This is a genomic window from Fundidesulfovibrio soli (assembly GCF_022808695.1).
GTDB classification, from domain to species: domain Bacteria; phylum Desulfobacterota; class Desulfovibrionia; order Desulfovibrionales; family Desulfovibrionaceae; genus Fundidesulfovibrio; species Fundidesulfovibrio soli.
Genome location: NZ_JAKZKW010000016.1, coordinates 11,855 through 29,254, shown reverse-complemented (window position 1 = coordinate 29,254; position 17,400 = coordinate 11,855). Strand labels below are relative to the sequence as shown.

General features: G+C 67.5%; 15 protein-coding genes. 9 read left to right on the top strand and 6 right to left on the bottom strand.

Features of this window, described 5'->3' with window-relative positions; translation table 11 throughout:
* Position 1: 1 nt before the first annotated feature.
* Both MLE18_RS13265 and MLE18_RS13260 read left to right on the top strand, forming a co-directional pair.
* Complete coding sequence (locus tag MLE18_RS13265; RefSeq protein WP_243439282.1) at positions 2-1,189, top strand: alginate O-acetyltransferase AlgX-related protein; 1,188 nt, start codon at positions 2-4, stop codon at positions 1,187-1,189.
* 4 nt (positions 1,190-1,193) lie between these two features.
* Positions 1,194-1,850: a 3'-5' exonuclease gene (locus MLE18_RS13260; RefSeq protein WP_243439281.1), complete on the top strand. Its 657-nt coding sequence runs from the start codon at positions 1,194-1,196 to the stop codon at positions 1,848-1,850.
* A 436-nt stretch (positions 1,851-2,286) separates the two neighbouring features.
* On the opposite strand, the gene MLE18_RS13255 is transcribed toward MLE18_RS13260, so the two are convergent.
* The gene (locus tag MLE18_RS13255) at positions 2,287-2,946 is read right to left on the bottom strand and encodes a peroxiredoxin (RefSeq protein WP_243439280.1); all 660 of its coding nucleotides are present in this window, start codon (positions 2,944-2,946) and stop codon (positions 2,287-2,289) included.
* A gap of 495 nt (positions 2,947-3,441) precedes the next feature.
* On the opposite strand from MLE18_RS13255, the gene MLE18_RS13250 reads away from it, so the two are divergent.
* Together MLE18_RS13250 and MLE18_RS13245 are read left to right on the top strand one after the other, a co-directional pair.
* Positions 3,442-5,202 (top strand): histidine kinase dimerization/phosphoacceptor domain -containing protein, encoded by a 1,761-nt coding sequence (locus MLE18_RS13250; protein ID WP_243439279.1) that lies wholly within the window; start codon positions 3,442-3,444, stop codon positions 5,200-5,202.
* Positions 5,203-5,234: 32 nt separating this feature from the next.
* Positions 5,235-6,032: an alpha/beta fold hydrolase gene (locus MLE18_RS13245; protein ID WP_243439278.1), complete on the top strand. Its 798-nt coding sequence runs from the start codon at positions 5,235-5,237 to the stop codon at positions 6,030-6,032.
* 137 nt (positions 6,033-6,169) lie between these two features.
* On the opposite strand, the gene cmk is transcribed toward MLE18_RS13245, so the two are convergent.
* From cmk to MLE18_RS13230, 3 genes are read right to left on the bottom strand one after another with little or no spacing between them, the layout of a single operon-like run.
* Complete coding sequence (gene cmk / locus MLE18_RS13240) at positions 6,170-6,841, bottom strand: (d)CMP kinase (RefSeq protein WP_243439277.1); 672 nt, start codon at positions 6,839-6,841, stop codon at positions 6,170-6,172.
* The gene (hisC, locus tag MLE18_RS13235; protein WP_243439276.1) at positions 6,834-7,943 is read right to left on the bottom strand and encodes a histidinol-phosphate transaminase; all 1,110 of its coding nucleotides are present in this window, start codon (positions 7,941-7,943) and stop codon (positions 6,834-6,836) included. Before hisC ends, cmk begins: the two co-directional genes overlap by 8 nt.
* 11 nt (positions 7,944-7,954) lie before the next feature.
* Positions 7,955-8,413 (bottom strand): universal stress protein, encoded by a 459-nt coding sequence (locus MLE18_RS13230; protein ID WP_243439275.1) that lies wholly within the window; start codon positions 8,411-8,413, stop codon positions 7,955-7,957.
* Between the two features lie 269 nt (positions 8,414-8,682).
* On the opposite strand from MLE18_RS13230, the gene MLE18_RS13225 reads away from it, so the two are divergent.
* Complete coding sequence (locus tag MLE18_RS13225; protein WP_243439274.1) at positions 8,683-9,186, top strand: hypothetical protein; 504 nt, start codon at positions 8,683-8,685, stop codon at positions 9,184-9,186.
* 773 nt (positions 9,187-9,959) lie between these two features.
* Here the strand turns inward: MLE18_RS13225 and MLE18_RS13220 are convergent.
* Positions 9,960-10,850: a class I fructose-bisphosphate aldolase gene (locus MLE18_RS13220; RefSeq protein WP_243439273.1), complete on the bottom strand. Its 891-nt coding sequence runs from the start codon at positions 10,848-10,850 to the stop codon at positions 9,960-9,962.
* Positions 10,851-10,911: 61 nt separating this feature from the next.
* Positions 10,912-12,228: an RsmB/NOP family class I SAM-dependent RNA methyltransferase gene (locus tag MLE18_RS13215; RefSeq protein ID WP_243439272.1), complete on the bottom strand. Its 1,317-nt coding sequence runs from the start codon at positions 12,226-12,228 to the stop codon at positions 10,912-10,914.
* Between the two features lie 278 nt (positions 12,229-12,506).
* On the opposite strand from MLE18_RS13215, the gene MLE18_RS13210 reads away from it, so the two are divergent.
* The 4 genes from MLE18_RS13210 to MLE18_RS13195 are packed head-to-tail and all read left to right on the top strand — an operon-like array spanning position 12,507 to position 17,212.
* A complete protein-coding gene (locus tag MLE18_RS13210) occupies positions 12,507-14,174 on the top strand; it encodes a VCBS repeat-containing protein (protein ID WP_243439271.1) in 1,668 nt (555 codons plus the stop codon).
* Positions 14,175-14,194: 20 nt separating this feature from the next.
* A complete protein-coding gene (locus MLE18_RS13205; RefSeq protein WP_243439270.1) occupies positions 14,195-15,067 on the top strand; it encodes a branched-chain amino acid ABC transporter permease in 873 nt (290 codons plus the stop codon).
* Positions 15,068-15,070: 3 nt separating this feature from the next.
* The gene (locus MLE18_RS13200) at positions 15,071-16,021 is read left to right on the top strand and encodes a branched-chain amino acid ABC transporter permease (protein WP_243439269.1); all 951 of its coding nucleotides are present in this window, start codon (positions 15,071-15,073) and stop codon (positions 16,019-16,021) included.
* 33 nt (positions 16,022-16,054) lie between these two features.
* Positions 16,055-17,212: an ABC transporter substrate-binding protein gene (locus MLE18_RS13195; RefSeq protein WP_243439268.1), complete on the top strand. Its 1,158-nt coding sequence runs from the start codon at positions 16,055-16,057 to the stop codon at positions 17,210-17,212.
* Positions 17,213-17,400 lie beyond the last annotated feature (188 nt).

Sequence of the window (17,400 nt, the reverse complement as noted above, 5' to 3'; positions counted from 1 at the left end):
CATGGGCAACACAGCCAACAGCAGGGCGAGCAGAATCGTCGCAGTGATGGTCTCCATCGTGTTCATCGGGGCCATCCTCGTGCCCGTGACGGCCAACATCCTCAAGATCAACCCCGAAGTGCCCCTTCAGGAGAGCGATACCAACCCCATGCCCAGCTTCAGCATGGACTTCCCCACCGTGGGGCAGGTGATCTACAAGCTGCGGCGCAACTGGCTGGACCGCAACTTCGGCCTGCGCAGGGTGCTGGTGCGCTGGGAGCAGCTGCTCGACGTGCGGGTGCTCAAGGCCTCCATGCCGTGGGACCCGGTGCTGGCGGGCAACGACGACTGGCTCTACCTGGCCCAGGAGAACCCGCAGCTCAACGTCGTCAACGACTGGCGCGTGACCGTCCCGCTGACTCCCGGGCAGCTCGACATCTGGGTGAACATCTTCCGCACCCGGCGCGACTGGCTGGCCGAGAAAGGCATCCGCTACATGGTGGTGGTGGCCCCCAACAAGGTGAGCATCTACCCGGATTACATCCCGAAGCGCTTCACCAAGGCCCGGCCTTTCAACAAGATGGACCAGATGGTCCAGGCCCTGACCAGCGCTGGCATCGACGTGGTGGACCTGCGCCCCGCACTGCGCGAGGCCCGGGCCAATGGCACCGCATTCTACCGCACGGACAGTCACTGGACGCCGTTCGGCGCCTTCTTCGCCTACCAGGAGATCGCGTCCAGGCTCCAAAAATACTTCCCGAACCTCAAGCCCGCGCCGCTTTCGGACTACGCGGTGGGCGAGCGCCCGGGCCTCAAGGGCGGCCTGGCCGGCATGATCGCCATGAGCGACATCTACACCGAGAACGTGGTGACCATGGAGCCGCTCTCGCCGCGCAAGGCCCGGGAGACCACCGGCCGCGAGGCCGGGCTCAACGAGTTCCAGCCGCTCTCCATCTACGAGAACGAGGACGCCTCCCTGCCCAGGACCGTGGTTCTCCGCGACTCCTTCGTGCACGAGGTCATCCCCTTCCTGGCTGAACACTTCTCGCGCATGGTGTTCGTCTGGCCCTTCCCCACGGACGCGGTGCACGTGCGCGGCTTCAAGCCCCAGATCATCCTGGATGAGAAGCCCGACATCGTCATCGACGAGTTCGTGGAGCGCTATTTCACCCAACCACCCCCTCCTTCCGCTCTGCCCATGGAGCAGTGACGCCATGAACACCCCCTTCGAACCACCCCGCGCCATGCTGCCCGAAGAGTTGGCCGCCCTGCCACAGGCGCGCTACGAGGGCGAGGTCGTCATCGCACAGACCCCGGACGAGGCCCTTCGCGCACTGGAGCGCCTGGGCGGAGAGGCCGTGCTGGGCTTCGACACCGAAACGCGCCCCACGTTCAAGCGCGGGGTCAACTACCTGCCCTCCCTGGTGCAGCTGGCCGGGGCCGAGCTGGTGGTGCTGGTGCGCCCCGGAGCCTTCGCGGCCTGGAGCGAGCTGACGGCCGTTCTTGGGAACGAAGCCGTGGTCAAGGCCGGGGTGGCCGTGCGCGACGACCTCACCGCCCTGGGCAAGCTGGGCCCCGTGGCGCCGAAACGTTTCGAGGATGTGGGGGAGTGGGCCAAGAAGTTCGGCTGGCCCGTGACGGGGCTGCGCAACCTGGCGGCGGGCCTTCTGGGGTTGCGCGTCTCCAAGAAGGCCCGGCTGACCAACTGGGAGGCCAGCTGTCTGAGCCCCGCGCAGGTCTGCTACGCGGCAACCGACGCCTGGGTCAGCAGGGAGCTGTATCTGGCCATGGAGGCCATCCGTCCGCTGCTCAAGAAGAAGGAGGCCGCCGCCCGCGCCAAGGCCGCCAGGAAAGCCGCCAAGGGAGAGTAAGGCGCGGGGAGGCAAAAAAAGAGGATCCGCCTTGTTGCGCTTGCCGTTTCCCGGCAGGGTCCCCGCAGTCTCTCGGGGGACTGGGGCGCGCTTCGACGAATCCTCGCTGGGGCGCTCACTCGCCCGTTATGGTGCCTGGAATTAACGACCGCTACCCTCCGTTGCCGTTCCGACGCCTGCCGAAGACCGCCTTCAGCATTGATTCCCTCATACCCCACCCACAGCCCCTCGCAAGAAAATAATCTCCCGCCCGGAAGGCCCTTTAGCGGCGTCTGTCACAAAATCGCCGTGATCCCGGAAGGATCGGGATCCATATTTTTTTCCCCTGTGAGTACGGCCGGTTCGGGCCGGGCCGCCCTGGGGCCGCCTCACCGGGGCATGGGCCGCGGGTTCCGCTCCCCCGCCCGGGGCGCTCCCAGGCGGCAGGGGAACGGCCCTATTTCGGCTGCGCCACGATCCGGATGTAGGGTTTCGGCGCCTTCCAGCCGGCCGGGTACTTTTCCTTGGCCTCGGCGTCGGAGACCGAGGGAATGATGATGACGTCCTCGCCCTGTTTCCAGTTGACCGGCGTGGCCACCTTGTGTCTGGCCGTGAGCTGGCACGAATCGAGAAGCCGCAGCACCTCGTCGAAGTTTCGGCCGGAGCTCATCGGATAGGTGAGCATGGCCTTGATCCTCTTGTCAGGCCCGATGAGGAACACGGAGCGGACGGTGGCGTTGTTGGCCGCCGTGCGTCCCTGCGCCGAGGTGCCGTCGTCCTCCTCGAGCATGTCGTAGAGCTTCGCGATGGCCAGGTCCGTGTCGCCGATCATCGGATAGGTGACGGCGTGCCCCTGGGTCTCCTCGATATCCTTGGCCCATTTCACATGGTCGCTCACCGGGTCCACGCTCAGCCCGATGATCTTGCAGTTGCGCTTGTCGAATTCCGGCTTGAGGCCGGCCATGTAGCCGAGTTCGGTGGTGCAGACCGGTGTGTAGTCCTTGGGGTGTGAGAACAGGATCGCCCAGCCGTCACCGATCCAGTCGTGGAAGCGGATGGTGCCCTCCGTTGTCTCCGCGGTGAAGTCCGGGGCTTCGCTGTTGATGCGCAAGGTCATGACTGCCTCCCCTTGGGTTTCACAGGTTCACCTCCGAGCCCGCCGTTTTCCGGCGGCAGCGCCGGTCTCCTCGGAGATGGGGATTGTCCCTCGATACCAGCCTGCTTCCGGCTGTCAAGGCGCCCCCCTGGGGACAGGGCGTCCCCCCGACGGACTGGCGCCCGATGCCGAGGATTCCGGAGGCCGCCCGCGTTGGCTCTGGCCGTAAAACACGGGACCCCGGCCTCAGATTGACTCCGCCGCTGGCATGTGGGATATTATATAACACAAGTTGTTCTCACTTAACATATTGGTAAGGATACACAGCGCGCCCGCACTTCGCGCCCCGGAATCCACCATGGGATGGGCAATGCATCAGATACCGGGCGCCAGACCCGCATGCTCAGGACAGGCCGCCCTCCTGCGGCCCCGTCCAGCGTCCTGGGCGCGCCCGCGGCAGCTCCGCCCGCGGTCCTCCCACATCTCGTCGCGCTCCCCGGGTGCAGGGGCCAGCCCATGAACCCGCCCCGCAGACTGGTCCTGCTGATTCTGGTCGTCTTCGGGTGTTGGTCCGGCTTCACATATTACCTGTATTACATGGCCCTGCGAAACGACGTGGAATCCACCAGGGAACTGGCCCTGGTGGAGGCTCGCATGGCCTACGAGAAGGACGTCACCTACCGCCGCTGGGCAGCGCGCATGGGCGGGCTCTACGCCGAGATAACCGAGACCCTGCTTCCGAACCCCTACCTCGACGTGCCTGACAGGGACCCCGTCACCGAATCGGGCAGGAAGCTCACCCTGATCAACCCCGCCTACATGACGCGCATGGTGCACGGCGTCATGCACGAGGACGCCGGGCTTAAGGCCCACATCACCAGCCTGGAGCCCATCAGGCCCGCGAACGCCCCCACTGCCTGGGAGGCCAAGGCGCTGGAATCCTTCAAGCGGGGCGTCGGGGAGTTCCACGAGCTCGCCGTGGACGATGGCCGCGAGGTCATGCGCTTCATGCGGCCCATGGTCACGGAGGAGCCCTGCCTGAAGTGCCACGCCAAGCAGGGGTACAAACTGGGCGAGATCCGCGGCGGCATCAGCGTGACAGTGCCCCTGGACAAGTACGCGCAGTCGCTCGCCAGCACGGCGAGGGGCACGGCCATCCGCTACAGCGGGATATTCCTGGCCGGGTCCGGCCTCATCCTGACCATGTTCCTGCTGCTTGTGCGGCACGAGCAGCATCGAAACGCAGCCGAGCTGGCCCTGCGGGAATCGGAGGAGAGAATCCGCGAGAGCGAGGCGCTTTTCCGCGCCGTGTTCGAAAACGCCGGCGACGCCATCTATCTCACGGACATCAAGGGCCGTCTGCTGGGGGTGAACAACGAGGCCCTGCGCCAGACCGGCTTCTCGCGGCAGGAGTTCTCCGGCATGAGCGTGCCCGACCTGGATGCCGCCTACACGCCGGAAGCCTTCGAGGAGTTCTCCCGGCACATGGCGGAGGACCGCACGACCTCCTTCGAGACCGAGCATCGCCGCAAGGACGGCGGGGTATTCCCCGTCGAAGTCCGCGTGGCGTATTTCGAGCTAGGGCCGGAACCGCGGCTCATCGGCGTGGCCCGCGACATCACCGGGCGCAAGCAGGCCGAACGGGAGATGACCGCATCCCTCAAGGAGAAGGACATCCTCCTGCGCGAGATCCACCACAGGGTGAAAAACAACCTCCAGATCATCTCCAGCCTGCTGAGCATCCAGGAGCAGGGGTTGAACAACCCCGAAGCCAAGGCGGCGCTGCTGGAAGGCAGGGGCCGGATCGCCTCCATGGCTCTGATCCACGAGCAGCTCTATCACTCGCGGGATTTCAGCGAGATAGACCTCAAGGCCTACCTGGAGCAGTTCGTGCCCAGGCTGGTGGCCACCTACATGGCCGGCAGGGACGTCAGCCTTGTCATGGAGCTGCCGGACGTGTCCCTGAGCCTGGACAAGGCAATCCCCTTCGGGCTGATCATGAACGAACTGGTCACCAACGCCATCAAGCACGGGCTCAGGGACAGGTCCGTCGGAGAGGTGCGGGTGCGCCTGAGCCTGGACGGCGGCCACCTGGAGGCCACCGTGGCCGACGACGGCGCGGGCCTGCCCCCGGACTTCGACCTGGCCGGGGCGAACACCCTGGGCCTGCAGATCGTCACGCTGCTGACCGAACAGCTGCATGGGCGCCTCACTGTGGAATCCGGCCCGGGGGCGGTGTTCAGGGTCCGCATCCCCATCGGTCAGCCCGGCGCTTGATCCGTCCCCCTCCTGGGGGTACACCCGGCAACATGCCATACGCACGCGTCACACTTCGGGACGGCACAGCGCTCAACGTCTACGACAGCGGCACGGACAGCCCCGCCCCGCCGCTGCTCTTCGTCCACGGCAACAGCTGCGACCACACCTTCCTGACCCCGCAGATCGAGCATTTCCAGAGGACGCGGCGGGTCATCGCGCCGGACCTGCGCGGCCACGGCGAGAGCGACGCCCCCCAGGAGGGCTACGCCTTCGTGGAACTGGCGGAGGACCTGGCGGACATGCTGGATCGGCTTGAGGGCACGCCGGGCCGCGCCGTGGCCGCCGTGGGCCACAGCATGGGCGGCGTGGTGGCGCTGGAGCTGGCCCACCACCACCCGGAGTTGGTGGCCGGCGTGGCCTGCCTGGACTCCACGGTGCTCTCGCCCCCGGGCAGGCCCAGCCGCATCCACTCCCTGCTGGACGGACTGCGCTCCACGGCCTGGCAGGGCTACTTCCTGCGCTATTTCGAGGCCGCCTTCGACCCCATGGACGACCCTCAGCGCAAGCAGGCCATCCTGGAGCGCATGCTGCGCACCCCCCAGCACGTGATCGTGGCCCTGTTCGAGCAGTGGCGCATAGCGGACGGCGCGGCGGCCGCGCGGGCCTGCCGGGCACCCATGCTCTACGTGGCCTCCTCGCGGCCCAGGACCGACACTGCGCAGCTGTCGGAGCTGTGCCCCCAGCTGATGCACGGCCAAGTGGTGGGCTCGGGGCACTTCCTCACGCTGGAAGTGCCCGGCCAGGTAAACGCCATGCTGGAGAGATTTCTGGAGATAAGCGGGCTCTAGCAGCCTGTTGAACAAACCCCGCTGACCGCGTTGCCTCGAAAAAGCCAACCCTTCGCGCATGTTGCATACGCGAGGGGTTGGCTTTTTCGTGCGCCTTGCCGGCGAGTTTTTTGAACAGGCTGCGGAATCAGCCCAGGCTAGGGGCGCCCGGCCCTCGTCAGGTCCTTGAGGCGCGCGAACACTTGCTCCAATGTCAGGTGCGAGGTGTCCACGATGACGGCGTCCTCGGCTGGGGCCAGGGGCGCGATGGGGCGGTTGCGGTCGCGCTCGTCGCGCTCCCGGATGGATGCCTCGATGGCGGCCAGGTCGGCGGGCTGGCCCATTGCCTTCAGTTGCTCCGCCCGACGCTGGGCGCGCACGCGCGGGTCCGCGTCCAGGAATATCTTGCGGGCGGCCAAGGGGAAGACCACGCTGCCCATGTCACGCCCTTCGACCACCAGGGAGACGCTGGCCCCGATGGCCCGCTGGGCCTTCTTCTGGAACTCGCGCACCTCGGGCCGGGCCGCCACCCTGGAGGCCCAGACGCCCGCCTGCTCCGTGCGCACCTCGTCGCCCACGGGCTCGCCATTGCACAGTAGCACGGAATCGGAACCGACGCCCTTCAGGCCGAACTCCAGGCCGTCCAGCCGCTTGTTCAATTCGTCCGGGGGCAGGTCCCACCCGCCTTCGCCCAGGCGCAGCGCCGTGGCCCGGAACATGGCCCCGGTATCCAGGTAGGCCACGCCCAGGGCCTGGGCCAGCATCCGCGCCAGGGTGGTCTTGCCCACCCCGGCGGGGCCGTCCAGCGTGATGATGGAAGGCTCAGTCATGGATGCCCATGATCTCGGACATGGCCTGGATGAAGGCGCGGTTCTCCGGCTCGCTGCCGATGCTCACGCGCAGGCTCTCCGGCAGGCCGTAGCTGGACAGGGGCCGGATGATGATGCCGCGCGCCAGCAGTGCCTCGAACAGGGCCTTGGCCTCGGTTGGCGGCGTGAACAGCAGGAAGTTGGCCTGGGAGGGCTGCACCGTGCAGCCCAGGCGCTCAAGCTCGGCCGTGAGCCAGCTCCGGCCCTTGCGCACGGTCTCCAGGGTGGCCACGCGGAAGTGCGTGTCCTCCAGGGCGGCCATGCCCGCAGCCTCGGCCAGCAGGTTCACGCTGAAGGGCAGGCGCACGCGCATGACCAGGTCGGCCAGCCAGGCGGGCATCACGCCGAAACCCAGGCGCAGCCCGGCCAGGCCGTAGAGCTTGGAGAAGGTGCGCAGCACCACCACGTTGGGCAGGCTCTCCAGGCGGTTCATCACCGAGTATTCCTGCTCGGGCTCGGCGAACTCCACGTAGGCCTCGTCCACCACCAGCAGGGCGCGCGGCGGCATGGCCTTGGCCAGGTAGGCGATCTCGGCGGCCTTGACCGCGTGCCCGGACGGGTTGTCCGGGTTGGTGAGGAACACCAGGGCCGTGTTCTCGTCGCAGAGCTCCAGCATGGACTCGAAGGGGAAGCGGAAGTCCTGCGCCAGGGGGGCCTGACGCATCTCCACGCCGCAGAGCTTGGCCTGCAGGCGGTAGATGCTGAAGCAGGGCTGGAAGGCCACCACGTTGTCCACGCCCGGGCGGGCCTTCACGCGCAGCAAGAGGTCGATGATCTCGTCGGAGCCGTTACCCGGCACCACGCACTCCACGGGCACCCCGTGGTGCCCGGCGATGGCCTTGACCAGCCTGGGGTTGCCGGACTGCGGGTAGCGGAACACCACCTCGGAGCGGCGCGAGAGCACCCGCTGCACCAGCGGGGAGGCTCCCAGGGGGTTCTCGTTGCTGGCCAGCTTGATGACGCTGGCCAGCTTGTAGCGCTCCTTGATCTCGTCGATGGACAGCCCCGGGGAGTACGGAGTGAACTCCAGCACCTCGGGGCGCAGCGTGTCTTTGGGATCCATAGGAAAAACCATCAATCCTCGTCGGCCTGGTGTTCGGGGCGGATAGTCAGCACGGGGCACTTGGAGCTCTTGACGATCTTCTCGGCCACGGAGCCGAAGAGGATGCGGTCGATGCCGGTGCGCCCGTGGGTGCCCATGATGATCAGGTCCACCTTTTCGTCCTCGGCCAGATTGAGGATCTCCTCGGCGGGATAGCCCACCAGGACCTTGCCGCTGGCGTCCGCGCCGGCGAAGTGGGCCTTGAGATAGGCCTCCATGCTGGTGTCGGCCCCGGCCACGATCTCGCCCACGAAGGACTCGATGGAGCTGGGCGGCACATGGAAGCCCACGTACTGCGAAAGGGAAGGCGCGACGTACACGCACAGAAGCTTCGCTCCGGTGCAGCGGGCCAGGGTCTTGGCGTAGTCGGCCAGCTTGGGGCTTTGGTCGGAAAAGTCCACCGCGCACAGGATCTTCTTGAATTCGGCCATGGCCGCCTCCATTGTTGCAAATTTCCGGTCCGGGCAGTGTAGCCAAGCAGACCGGCGATAGACAAGGGTTTTCCCGTGTACTAGGGATGTTCTGGCCCCAAGTCCGGGCCGTGCCGCCGCGCGCGGCCCCGGAATACGCAGGGAGGCAAAAAATTCCCTCCCCCGCTCCGGCCAGCATCAATGATTTCAACGCGTTACATGTTCACCAACTTGGCAAGGGCTTTGCTTAAGCCCGGCAGGGAACATGTCAGGGCGAGGAGATGCAGCCTATGAAGATCCAAACAGACCAGATCACGCCTGTACAACAGACGGGCAAGGTCCAGAAGGCCGCCGGCGCCGCGGGAGTCAGTTTCGGGGAGTTACTGGCCCGCGAGGTGGGTGGCCCCGAGGCCTCCCAGACGGCGTCCGCCGCCGCTCCGCTGCTGTCCGGAGCGGCCGGGCTGGCCCAGGCCGTTGCCGCCCAGGCGGCCGTCCAGGGGACTTCGCCCACCACGGCCGTTCAGGCCGCAAGCGACAGGCAGGCGGTGATGGACAACGTGAACAGCCTACTGAGTCAATGGGAAAAATATGCCGGACAGCTGGCGGACGGCGGCGCAGGCCAGCTGCGCCAAGCCTACGGCACCCTCGAAAACATTCAGACCGGTGTGAAAAGGCTCAAGGACGAGCATCCCGGGCTGGACGGGCAAAGCCCGCAACTCTCCTCCATGGTCAACGAACTGGAAGTCCTGGCCGCGACGGAGCAGATCAAGTTCAACCGGGGCGATTACCTGTAATCGCGGCTCGCCCCAGCCCTGACATTCGCCGGCGAACCGCCGGGGCTTCCGCAGAGCGGGAGCCCCGGCGGACCGCAGAACCGGCCGCCCGTTCCCCCCGCCTCTCTTTCCAATGCCCACTTTCGGATTCGCCTGAACCTCCTCAATCCACACGCCGCATCGGGCGTCGCTCCGCGTCCTGCCCCCCCGACAGAAGGGGGGCGAAGCCCGCCGTCGCGTTTCGGCCGGGCCGCCGGCGCTGACGGCACAAGGCTTCGATGCCGGGCGGTTCTCCCGCGTTCCTGGGGGCATTCCGTCCGGCAAACGTACAAGGCGACCGGCCTCGACCTGCCCGGGTGGCCCGGGTGGGCATCCGGCACCTGCCGCCACAGCCTTGAAGCGCCGGAGATCGCACGCGCGTCCGCACCACAACCGTCACCATAAGGGTTTCCAAAGGGCGCAGCAGGACTTCGTCCTTTGGCCGCCGGAGGCGCCTCCTGCCTGGCGACTCCGCGCACATCAGTTGATCCGCCATGGAAAAAGCCCCCGGGCAGGACATGCCCAGGGGCTTTGTTTACGGTCGATTCCGCGAAGGTGAGCCGAAAAGGCCTTATATATTCACCCGATGAGCCGTAGCGGGTCCAGGCGTGGCCTCTCCAGGGCCGAACTGGCTGATGTTCTTCAAATACAGCGGGCAGTTCGGCCCTGGAGATGCCTCGCCTGGAGCCTAGACAAACGGGAGGCCTCCGGTGGCCAAGGGGCTTCGCCCCTTGGAACCCCTCGCGGCTTCGCGGTTAGCCCTGCTCGCCTTCAGGCTCGGCGGCGGGGGCCGTTTCGGGGCGCTGGTGCACCAGGGCGGCCACCTGATCCAGGGCCGCGCCCTGGTCGTCGTTCTGGAAGATGTTGCGCCCGGCGCACAGCCCGGCCGCGCCGCAGTCGAGGGCCTCGGCGATGTCCGCCAGGAAGCGTGAGAACTCGCCTCGCCCCGGCCCGCCGGTGACCACCACGGGGGCGTCGGAGGAGGCCACCGCGTTGGAGAAGCTCTCCGGGTCGCCCGAATAGGGCACGCCCACGATGTCCGCGCCAAGCTCCGAGCCCAGGCGGATGCAGTGGGAGATGAGGCTGGCGTCCAGCTCGTTGACGATGTGCCCGCCGCGCGGCTGGATGATGGCCAGCACGGGCAGGCCAGCCAGGTGGGCCTCGTCGGCCATGGCCCCGAAGTCGGCCAGCATTCTGTCCTCAAGGTCGTTGCCCACGTTGATCTGCAGGCTCACGGCGTCCGCGCCCAGGCGCAGGGCCTCGCCCACGGAGCAGACCACGGTGCGGCCGTAGGGCGGCAGAGCGTGCTTGGTGCCGCCGGAGAGCTGCACGATGAGCGAGAGCCCGAGAGGCAGGCCCGCGCCGTGGGTGCGCGCGGGGCCCTTGTTGAGCACCACGCCCTGCACGTTGCGCCCCCGGACCATCTCGGTGAGCTTGCCCACGGCCTCCAGGCCGGGGATCATGCCTTCGCCCACGCCGTGATCCAGAGGGAGGATCAGGGCGCGGCCGCTCACAGGGTCGAAGAGGCGTCCAAGACGACGGTAGATGCCGATCATACGGATGTCCTTGGGGATGCTGTGAAAGTGGAAGCGCCTGCGTTCGGCGGGTCCGCTCCTGGCGGACTGGCGCAGGCGGGTTCTAGGCATTGCGTAACGTATCATGGTGTTCCTGGTCGGTGCTTGCCCGGCGGTCAGCCCCGGCGGGCGGTCATCTGTCGGACCAGAGGGCGCGGCCGCCCTTCACGGTCAGAAACCCCAGGGGCAGGCCCCTGAAATAAAGCCCCATGCGGCCCGAGCCTCCCTCCACGGTGATGCTGCGCCCCTCCAGCAGGGCCGTCACCGTCTCGGGTTCGTCCGCGTCCAGCTCCGGGCCGCTCCCGGCGGGGGGCAGCAGCAGCCTGGCCCTGGCCCAGGGCCGGAACCCGTCCCCGGCCATGCGCCCGAGGCGCTGCCCCTTGCGCCGCACGGGCAACAGCCCCGCGCCGCGTCCGGGCACGAAGCAGAGCTCGTCCTTGAACATCTCGGCGCCGCCTTCGGGCAGCCGGTCCCAGGCCAGGTCGGGCGCTCCGGCCCGGGCCTTGGCCAGCATGTCCGGCGCGGTGCCCGGCGCGGAGCCTGGGCCCTTGCCCGCGACACCCCGGGGATCGCGCCAGGAGCGCCGCCTGGGTGCGGCTTCCTCCGGCTCGGGTTCGGTTTCCGGGAGCCGGGCCGATTCCGGTTTGGTGAACAGCGCCAAATAGAATCCCTGGGCCTCGGAGCTCTCGCCGTCGACGCGCAGGGTCCCGGCCGCTGCCGGGTCCTGGGGCTCGTGGAAGGAAAACCCCGGGAACGGGGCCAGGGGCAGGGGTTCGAGCCCCAGCTCGCTGGCGGCCCAGACGGCCTGGTCCTCGTTTTCGGCGCGGTTTGTGGTGCAGGTGGAATACAGGAGCCGCCCGCCCGGGGCCAGCAGCGAGGCGGCCTTGGCCAGCAGCTCGCGCTGCAGCGAGGTCAGCGGCTCCACCTTCTCCGGCTTCCAGAGGGTGAGCACCTGCGGGTTCTTGTCCGCGGTGCCCCATCCGCTGCAGGGCGGGTCCAGCAGGATGTAGGAGAAGCCGCCCGGGGGCAGGGCCAGATCCTGCCCCTTGCTGCCCGTGCTCACGGCCTGTGCCAGGTTCAGGCGGGCCAGGTTCTGGCGCAGGGTGGCCAGACGGTCGGCGCTGGGCTCGTTGCCGAGCACGTAGCCCTCCCGCCCCGCCAGCTGGGCCAGGAAGGAGGTCTTGCCGCCCGGGCTGGCGCACATGTCCAGCACGGCGGAGCCGGGGGGCGGGTCCAGCGCCAGGGGTGGCAGCATGGAGGAGCGGTCCTGGATGTAGATCAGCCCGAAACGGGCCGCCAGGGACGAGCCGAGGGGCGCGGGCTCGTGGGTGAGCCTGCGGCACCAGGGGCTGAACGGTTCGGGTTCGAAGGCGTACCCCTGCGCCTCCAGGAGGGCTTCCACCCGGGGGACGGCTTCGGGATCGCAGACGATGCGGAAGGATCGGGCCACGGCCGCAACATGGCCCAAGCCCGCACGCTTGGCAAGCGCCTTGCGCGACGGGCGTAACCGGACGGCTTCGGGCAGCGTCTGTTGAGCAACCCTGGCGTCCGGAGGCGGGAGCAAAATGATGAAATGTTGTCCATATCACTGGGGTGCCGTGATTAAGCCCTCCATACCCCTCGGGAAGGCCCAACACATTTCTTTTGCCTCGCCTGTACGATAATGCTAACAGCCTTGCCGCCCGGCAGAGCCGGGCTGGCTTGCCCATGCTCCATGGAGGTTCCCGCATGATCCGCGCCCGCGTGGTATTTCTGGCCGCACTGGCCCTTCTCCTGACTGCTTCCGCCGCAATGGCCCAGGTGAAAACCTTCGCCGTGCTGCCCTTCGCCGTGAACGGCCCCGAAAAATTCGCCTACCTGTCCCAGGGCGTGCAGGACATGCTCGTCTCCCGCCTGACCTGGCAGGGCAAGCTCCAGCCCACGGACAAGTCCGCCATCGACCAGAAGGTCAAGGCCGCACCGCGCTCCGAGTCCGAGGCCAAGGCCGCCATGGCCGCGCTCAAGGCCGACTATGCGGTGTTCGGCTCCATGACCATCGCCGGCGACGACGCCAGCCTCGACGTCAAGGTGCTGGACTCCAAGGGCCAGCTGACCGCCAAGAGCGCCCAGACCAAGCTCAACACCATGATCCCCACCATGGAGGGCCTGGCCAGGGAGATCAACGCCCAGGTGTTCAACCGCGTCGAGGCCGCCCGCGACCCCAAGACCGGGCAGCCCGTCCAGTCCGTGAACCAGATGAACCCCGCCTTCGTGGTCAACCAGACCGCCGAGAACCAGCAGGTTTATCTGAACCCCAATTTCCGCTACGCGGGCAACACCGACACCCCCGGCTCCTGGCGCAGCCAGACCCTGCCCTACGCCGCCAACGGCATGGCCCTCGGCGACCTGGACGGCGACGGCCAGAACGAGGTGGTGCTCTTCTCCAACAGTGAAGTCTACGTCTACCGCTTCCAGGAGAGGCAGCTGGCCCCGGTGGCCAAATGGGAAGGCTCCACCCGCGTGAAGCTGGTGCGCGCCTCCATCCTGCCGCTGGGAGCGGAGAAGGGCAACAAGCTGGTGGTCTCCGGCTTCTTCAACAAGCTGCCCCAGTCCACCATCCTGCGCCTTGAGGGCAACAAGCTGGTGGCCGAGGCCGAGCGCCTGCCCTGGTACCTCTCCGCCGTGAAGCTGCCCCCGCGCTACCAGAAGCAGCTCGTGGGCGCCAAGGGCGACTCCAAGGAAGTGTTCACCGGCGGCGTGCACGAAATGAGCTACGCCAACGGCGTCCTGACCGCCGGCCCGCGCCTGAGCCTGCCGCACAAGGCCAACCCCTTCAACTTCGCCTACCTGCCCGAGGAGGCCGGATACAAGCTGGTGGTGCTCGACGACAACGACCGCCTGGAAGTGTACAGCGGCCGCAACGACGCCATCGCCAAGACCGAGGAGCAGTACGCCGGGTCCAGCATGGGCATCGAGCATGACAGCCTCATGCCCCCCACCGCCGCCCCCAACGAGAACTACCTCTGGAGCTACTACTACATCCCGCTGCCGCTGGTGCCCGCCATCCTCGGCAACGACAAGAAGTCCGAGCTGCTGGTGAGCCGCAACATCTCCGTGGCCTCCCAGTTCTTCGAGAACTTCCGCCTCTTCTCCCAGGGCGAGATCCACTCCCTGGGCTGGGACGGCGTGGGCCTGAACCTCAAGTGGAAGACCCGCCGCCTCAAGGGCACCATCGTGGGCTACGACGTGGCCGACATCGACCAGAGCAAGGTCCAGAACCTTGTGGTGTGCATGAACACCTTCCCCGGCCCCGCAGGGATCAAGAACAGGCGGACCATCGTGGTGGCCTACCCGCTTGACCTGGAGTCCATCCAGAAGGGCGTGAAGTTCGGCAACATGGACGAGGTGGGCAACTAGCCCGCCGCACCCTCGCGCGCGTGCTGGTTCTGTACCTGGCCCAGGCCGTCAACTCGGGGCTGGCTCTCGGAGCGGTCTACGGATTGATGGCCCTGGGCTTCTGCCTGATCTACAATTCGAGCAGGCTCATCAATTTCGCCCAGGGGGAGCTTCTCCTCCTGGGCGGACTTGTGCTTTTCAGCCTGTCGCAGACCCTCCAGCTCGGCCCTGTCTCCGCCCTGCTGGCCACCGGCGTGTTCGGGTTCCTGCTGGGCCACCTGCTCTACTCCACCACGCTCGGCGTGATGCTCCTGGCCCAGCCCCTGCGCCAGCTCATGCTCACCGTGGCCGCCAGCCTGATCTGGCAGGGCGCGGCGGTGCTCATCTGGGGCAAGAACCCGCTCAAGCTCGAACAGTTCGTCGCCATGCCCGCGCTGCGCATGGGCCCGGTGTTCCTCGGGCCCAACACCGTCACCGCCCTGGTGCTGGCCGTGGCCAGCGTGGCCGTGCTCTCGGCCTTCCTGGGCCTCACCCGCACGGGGCGCGCCATCCGCGCCGTCTCCATGAACGCGCTGGCCGCCCGGCTGCAGGGCGTGAACCCTGTGCGCGCCCAGGCCCTCTCCTTCGCGCTCTCGGGCATCCTCTCGGCCCTGGCCGCCATGGCCATCGGCCCCCAGACCATGCTGCGTTACGACATGGGCTTCGGCCTGGGCCTCAAGGGCTTCGTGGCCGCCACCCTGGGCGGCTACACCTCACTGGGCAAAGTCTTCTGCGGCGGGCTGCTGCTGGGCGTCATCGAAGCCTGCCTGACCCTGGCCTTCAGCGCCGACCTCAAGGAGACGCTGACCTATTCCCTGCTGGTGGCCCTGCTGGTGCTGGCCCCCACCCCGCAGAGCAGGCAGCAGAAGGTCTAGCCGGTGCGCCGCGAAGTCCGCTCCCTGGCCGCCTTCCTGGCCGCCGTGGCCCTGGTGGGGGCGTTCCTGCCCAACGTGCACCTGCTGGCGCTGAACCAGCACCTGTTCCTGGCGCTCAACGTGCTGGCGCTCAATTTCTGCCTGGGCCTGGGCGGGCAGGCCTCCATGGCCTCGGGCGCGTTCTGCGGCCTGGGCGCCTACGGCTCCGTGATCCTGCATTCGCTGTTGCCGCAGGGCACGCTCGTCATCGTGCCCGCGGTGGCCTCCTGCGCCTTCTTCGCCGCCGCCTGGATCAGCAAGCCCCTTGAGAAGCTCGGCGAGGGCTTCCTGGCCATGGCCACGCTCTGCCTCTGCCTGATCTTCGTGAACCTGGTGCTGGCCTTCGCCCCCCTGACCGGCGGGTCCAACGGCATGATGGTCTCAGTGAGCCCCTCCCTGCCCCTGCTGGGCGAGCTCAAGGGCGACCGGGCCAACTTCGCCGCACTGCTCTTCCTGCTTGCCCTCGGTGGCTACATCTTCGCCGCCGTGCGCGATTCGCGCCTGGGCCGCGCCCTGCTGGCCTGCAAGGACGACTCCCTGGCGGCTTCCTCCTGCGGCATCGACCGCCTGGGCGTGCGGGCCGTGTCCTTCGGCATCGGCGGGGCCTTCTCCGCCCTGGCGGGCATGGTGCTGGCCAACTCCACGGGGTTCATCAGCCCCGGGCAGTTCGACCTGGGCCTCTCCCTCAAGACGCTGCTCTTCCTGGTCATCGGCGGGCCGGGCCGCCTGGTGCGCCCGCTCCTGGCCGTCGTCCTTTTGGAGGCGCTCATCTCCTCGTTCCATTCCCTGGGCGAAGCCACCATGCTGGTGCACGGCCTGATCCTGGCGACGGCCCTGCTGGCGGGCTACTGGCGGGAGACGGGCGGCCTGGCCTGGCTGCCGCGCCTGGTTGCCCCTGCGGCGAAACGAGTGTAAAGCCTCCGAAACCAATCACCATCCGGAGGACGTATGCCGCGTTTGTTCTTGTCCCTTGTTGTCCTGCTCTGCCTGACGGGCAGCGCCTTCGCAGCGGAACCCATCCTGATAGGCGGCATCTTCGCGGAATCCGGCCCCACCGCCGAAATTGGCACCGCCACGCGCCTGGTGGCCGAGATGACCCTCAAGCAGATCAACGACAAGGGCGGCATCCTCGGCCGTCCGCTCAAGATGATCGCCTACGACACCCAGTCCACCCCCGAGGTGGCCCTGCGCATGGCCCGCCAGTTGGTGGAGTCCGACGGGGTGCTGGCGCTCATCGGGCCCACCTCCACGGGTGAGGGCATGGCCGTGAAGAAGTACACCGAGGAGCAGAAGATTCCCACCATCATGACCGTGGGCGGCGACGCCATCGTGGCTGGCGGCAAGTACGGCCCCTTCGACTGGACCTTCAAGGTGCCCCAGCGCACCAACACCGCCGTGGAGAAGATCTACGCCCACCTCAAGGCCCACAACCTGACCAAGGTCGCCCTGCTCACCGCCAAGGACCCCTTCGGCCAGGACGGCTCCGACGCGCTCAAGGCCCTGGCCCAGGCCAACGGCATCACCATCGTGGCCGAGGAGAACATCGACTCAAAGGGCACCGACTTCTCGGCCGAGGCCTTCAAGGTCGTCATGGCCAAACCCCAGGCCGTGGTGATCTGGACCATCGGGCCCGCCGCCGCCATCGCGGCCAAGAACTTCGCCGCCCTGCCCGGGGACAAGCCCCTGCTGGTCGAGTCCCACGGCATCGCCGGGGCCAACTTCCTCAAGCTGGCGGGCGAGAACGCCGAGGGCGTGGTCATGCCCGCCACCAAGCTCATGGTGGCCGAGAGCCTGCCCGCGGGCGACCCCCAGAAGGAGGTCATCGCGGCCTTCGTCAAGAACTACGCGGACCAGGGCCTGCAGGCCAAATTCCCCATGAATACCCACTCCGGCTATGCCGCCGACGCGCTGACCCTGCTGGTGGAGGGGCTCAAGAAGGCGGGCAAGCCCGAGAGGGAGCCCCTGCGCGACGCGCTTCAGAACCTGAAGGGCGTGGTGGGTGTGTCCGGCGTGTTCAACACCACCCCGCAGGACCACAACGGGCTGACCACGGACTCCATGGTGATGGTCACCGTGAAGGGCGGTAAGTTCGTGGAGGCCAAATAGGGCCGGATGAGGGGAGGTTTGCCGGGGTGAAGCCTCCGGCGGCCAAAGGGAGTTCCTCCCTTTGGAATCCCATATAATTACGGACGTTCGCTTGGGTGCGTGCCTGAGCGCGCGAAGATGGAATGAAGAAAGGCCGGTCCGAGAGGACCGGCCTTTTTACATTGTGTTGTTTCAAGTTGGGTGGCCTG

What these genes read in the sequence shown, in the direction of transcription:
- MLE18_RS13265 (WP_243439282.1), top strand. Translation starts at nt 2, where the DNA reads ATGGGCAACACAGCCAACAGCAGGGCGAGCAGAATCGTCGCAGTGATG.
- MLE18_RS13260 (WP_243439281.1), top strand. Translation starts at nt 1,194, where the DNA reads ATGAACACCCCCTTCGAACCACCCCGCGCCATGCTGCCCGAAGAGTTG.
- MLE18_RS13255 (WP_243439280.1), bottom strand. Translation starts at nt 2,946, where the DNA reads ATGACCTTGCGCATCAACAGCGAAGCCCCGGACTTCACCGCGGAGACA.
- MLE18_RS13250 (WP_243439279.1), top strand. Translation starts at nt 3,442, where the DNA reads ATGAACCCGCCCCGCAGACTGGTCCTGCTGATTCTGGTCGTCTTCGGG.
- MLE18_RS13245 (WP_243439278.1), top strand. Translation starts at nt 5,235, where the DNA reads ATGCCATACGCACGCGTCACACTTCGGGACGGCACAGCGCTCAACGTC.
- cmk (WP_243439277.1), bottom strand. Translation starts at nt 6,841, where the DNA reads ATGACTGAGCCTTCCATCATCACGCTGGACGGCCCCGCCGGGGTGGGC.
- hisC (WP_243439276.1), bottom strand. Translation starts at nt 7,943, where the DNA reads ATGGATCCCAAAGACACGCTGCGCCCCGAGGTGCTGGAGTTCACTCCG.
- MLE18_RS13230 (WP_243439275.1), bottom strand. Translation starts at nt 8,413, where the DNA reads ATGGCCGAATTCAAGAAGATCCTGTGCGCGGTGGACTTTTCCGACCAA.
- MLE18_RS13225 (WP_243439274.1), top strand. Translation starts at nt 8,683, where the DNA reads ATGAAGATCCAAACAGACCAGATCACGCCTGTACAACAGACGGGCAAG.
- MLE18_RS13220 (WP_243439273.1), bottom strand. Translation starts at nt 10,850, where the DNA reads ATGCCTAGAACCCGCCTGCGCCAGTCCGCCAGGAGCGGACCCGCCGAA.
- MLE18_RS13210 (WP_243439271.1), top strand. Translation starts at nt 12,507, where the DNA reads ATGATCCGCGCCCGCGTGGTATTTCTGGCCGCACTGGCCCTTCTCCTG.
- MLE18_RS13195 (WP_243439268.1), top strand. Translation starts at nt 16,055, where the DNA reads ATGCCGCGTTTGTTCTTGTCCCTTGTTGTCCTGCTCTGCCTGACGGGC.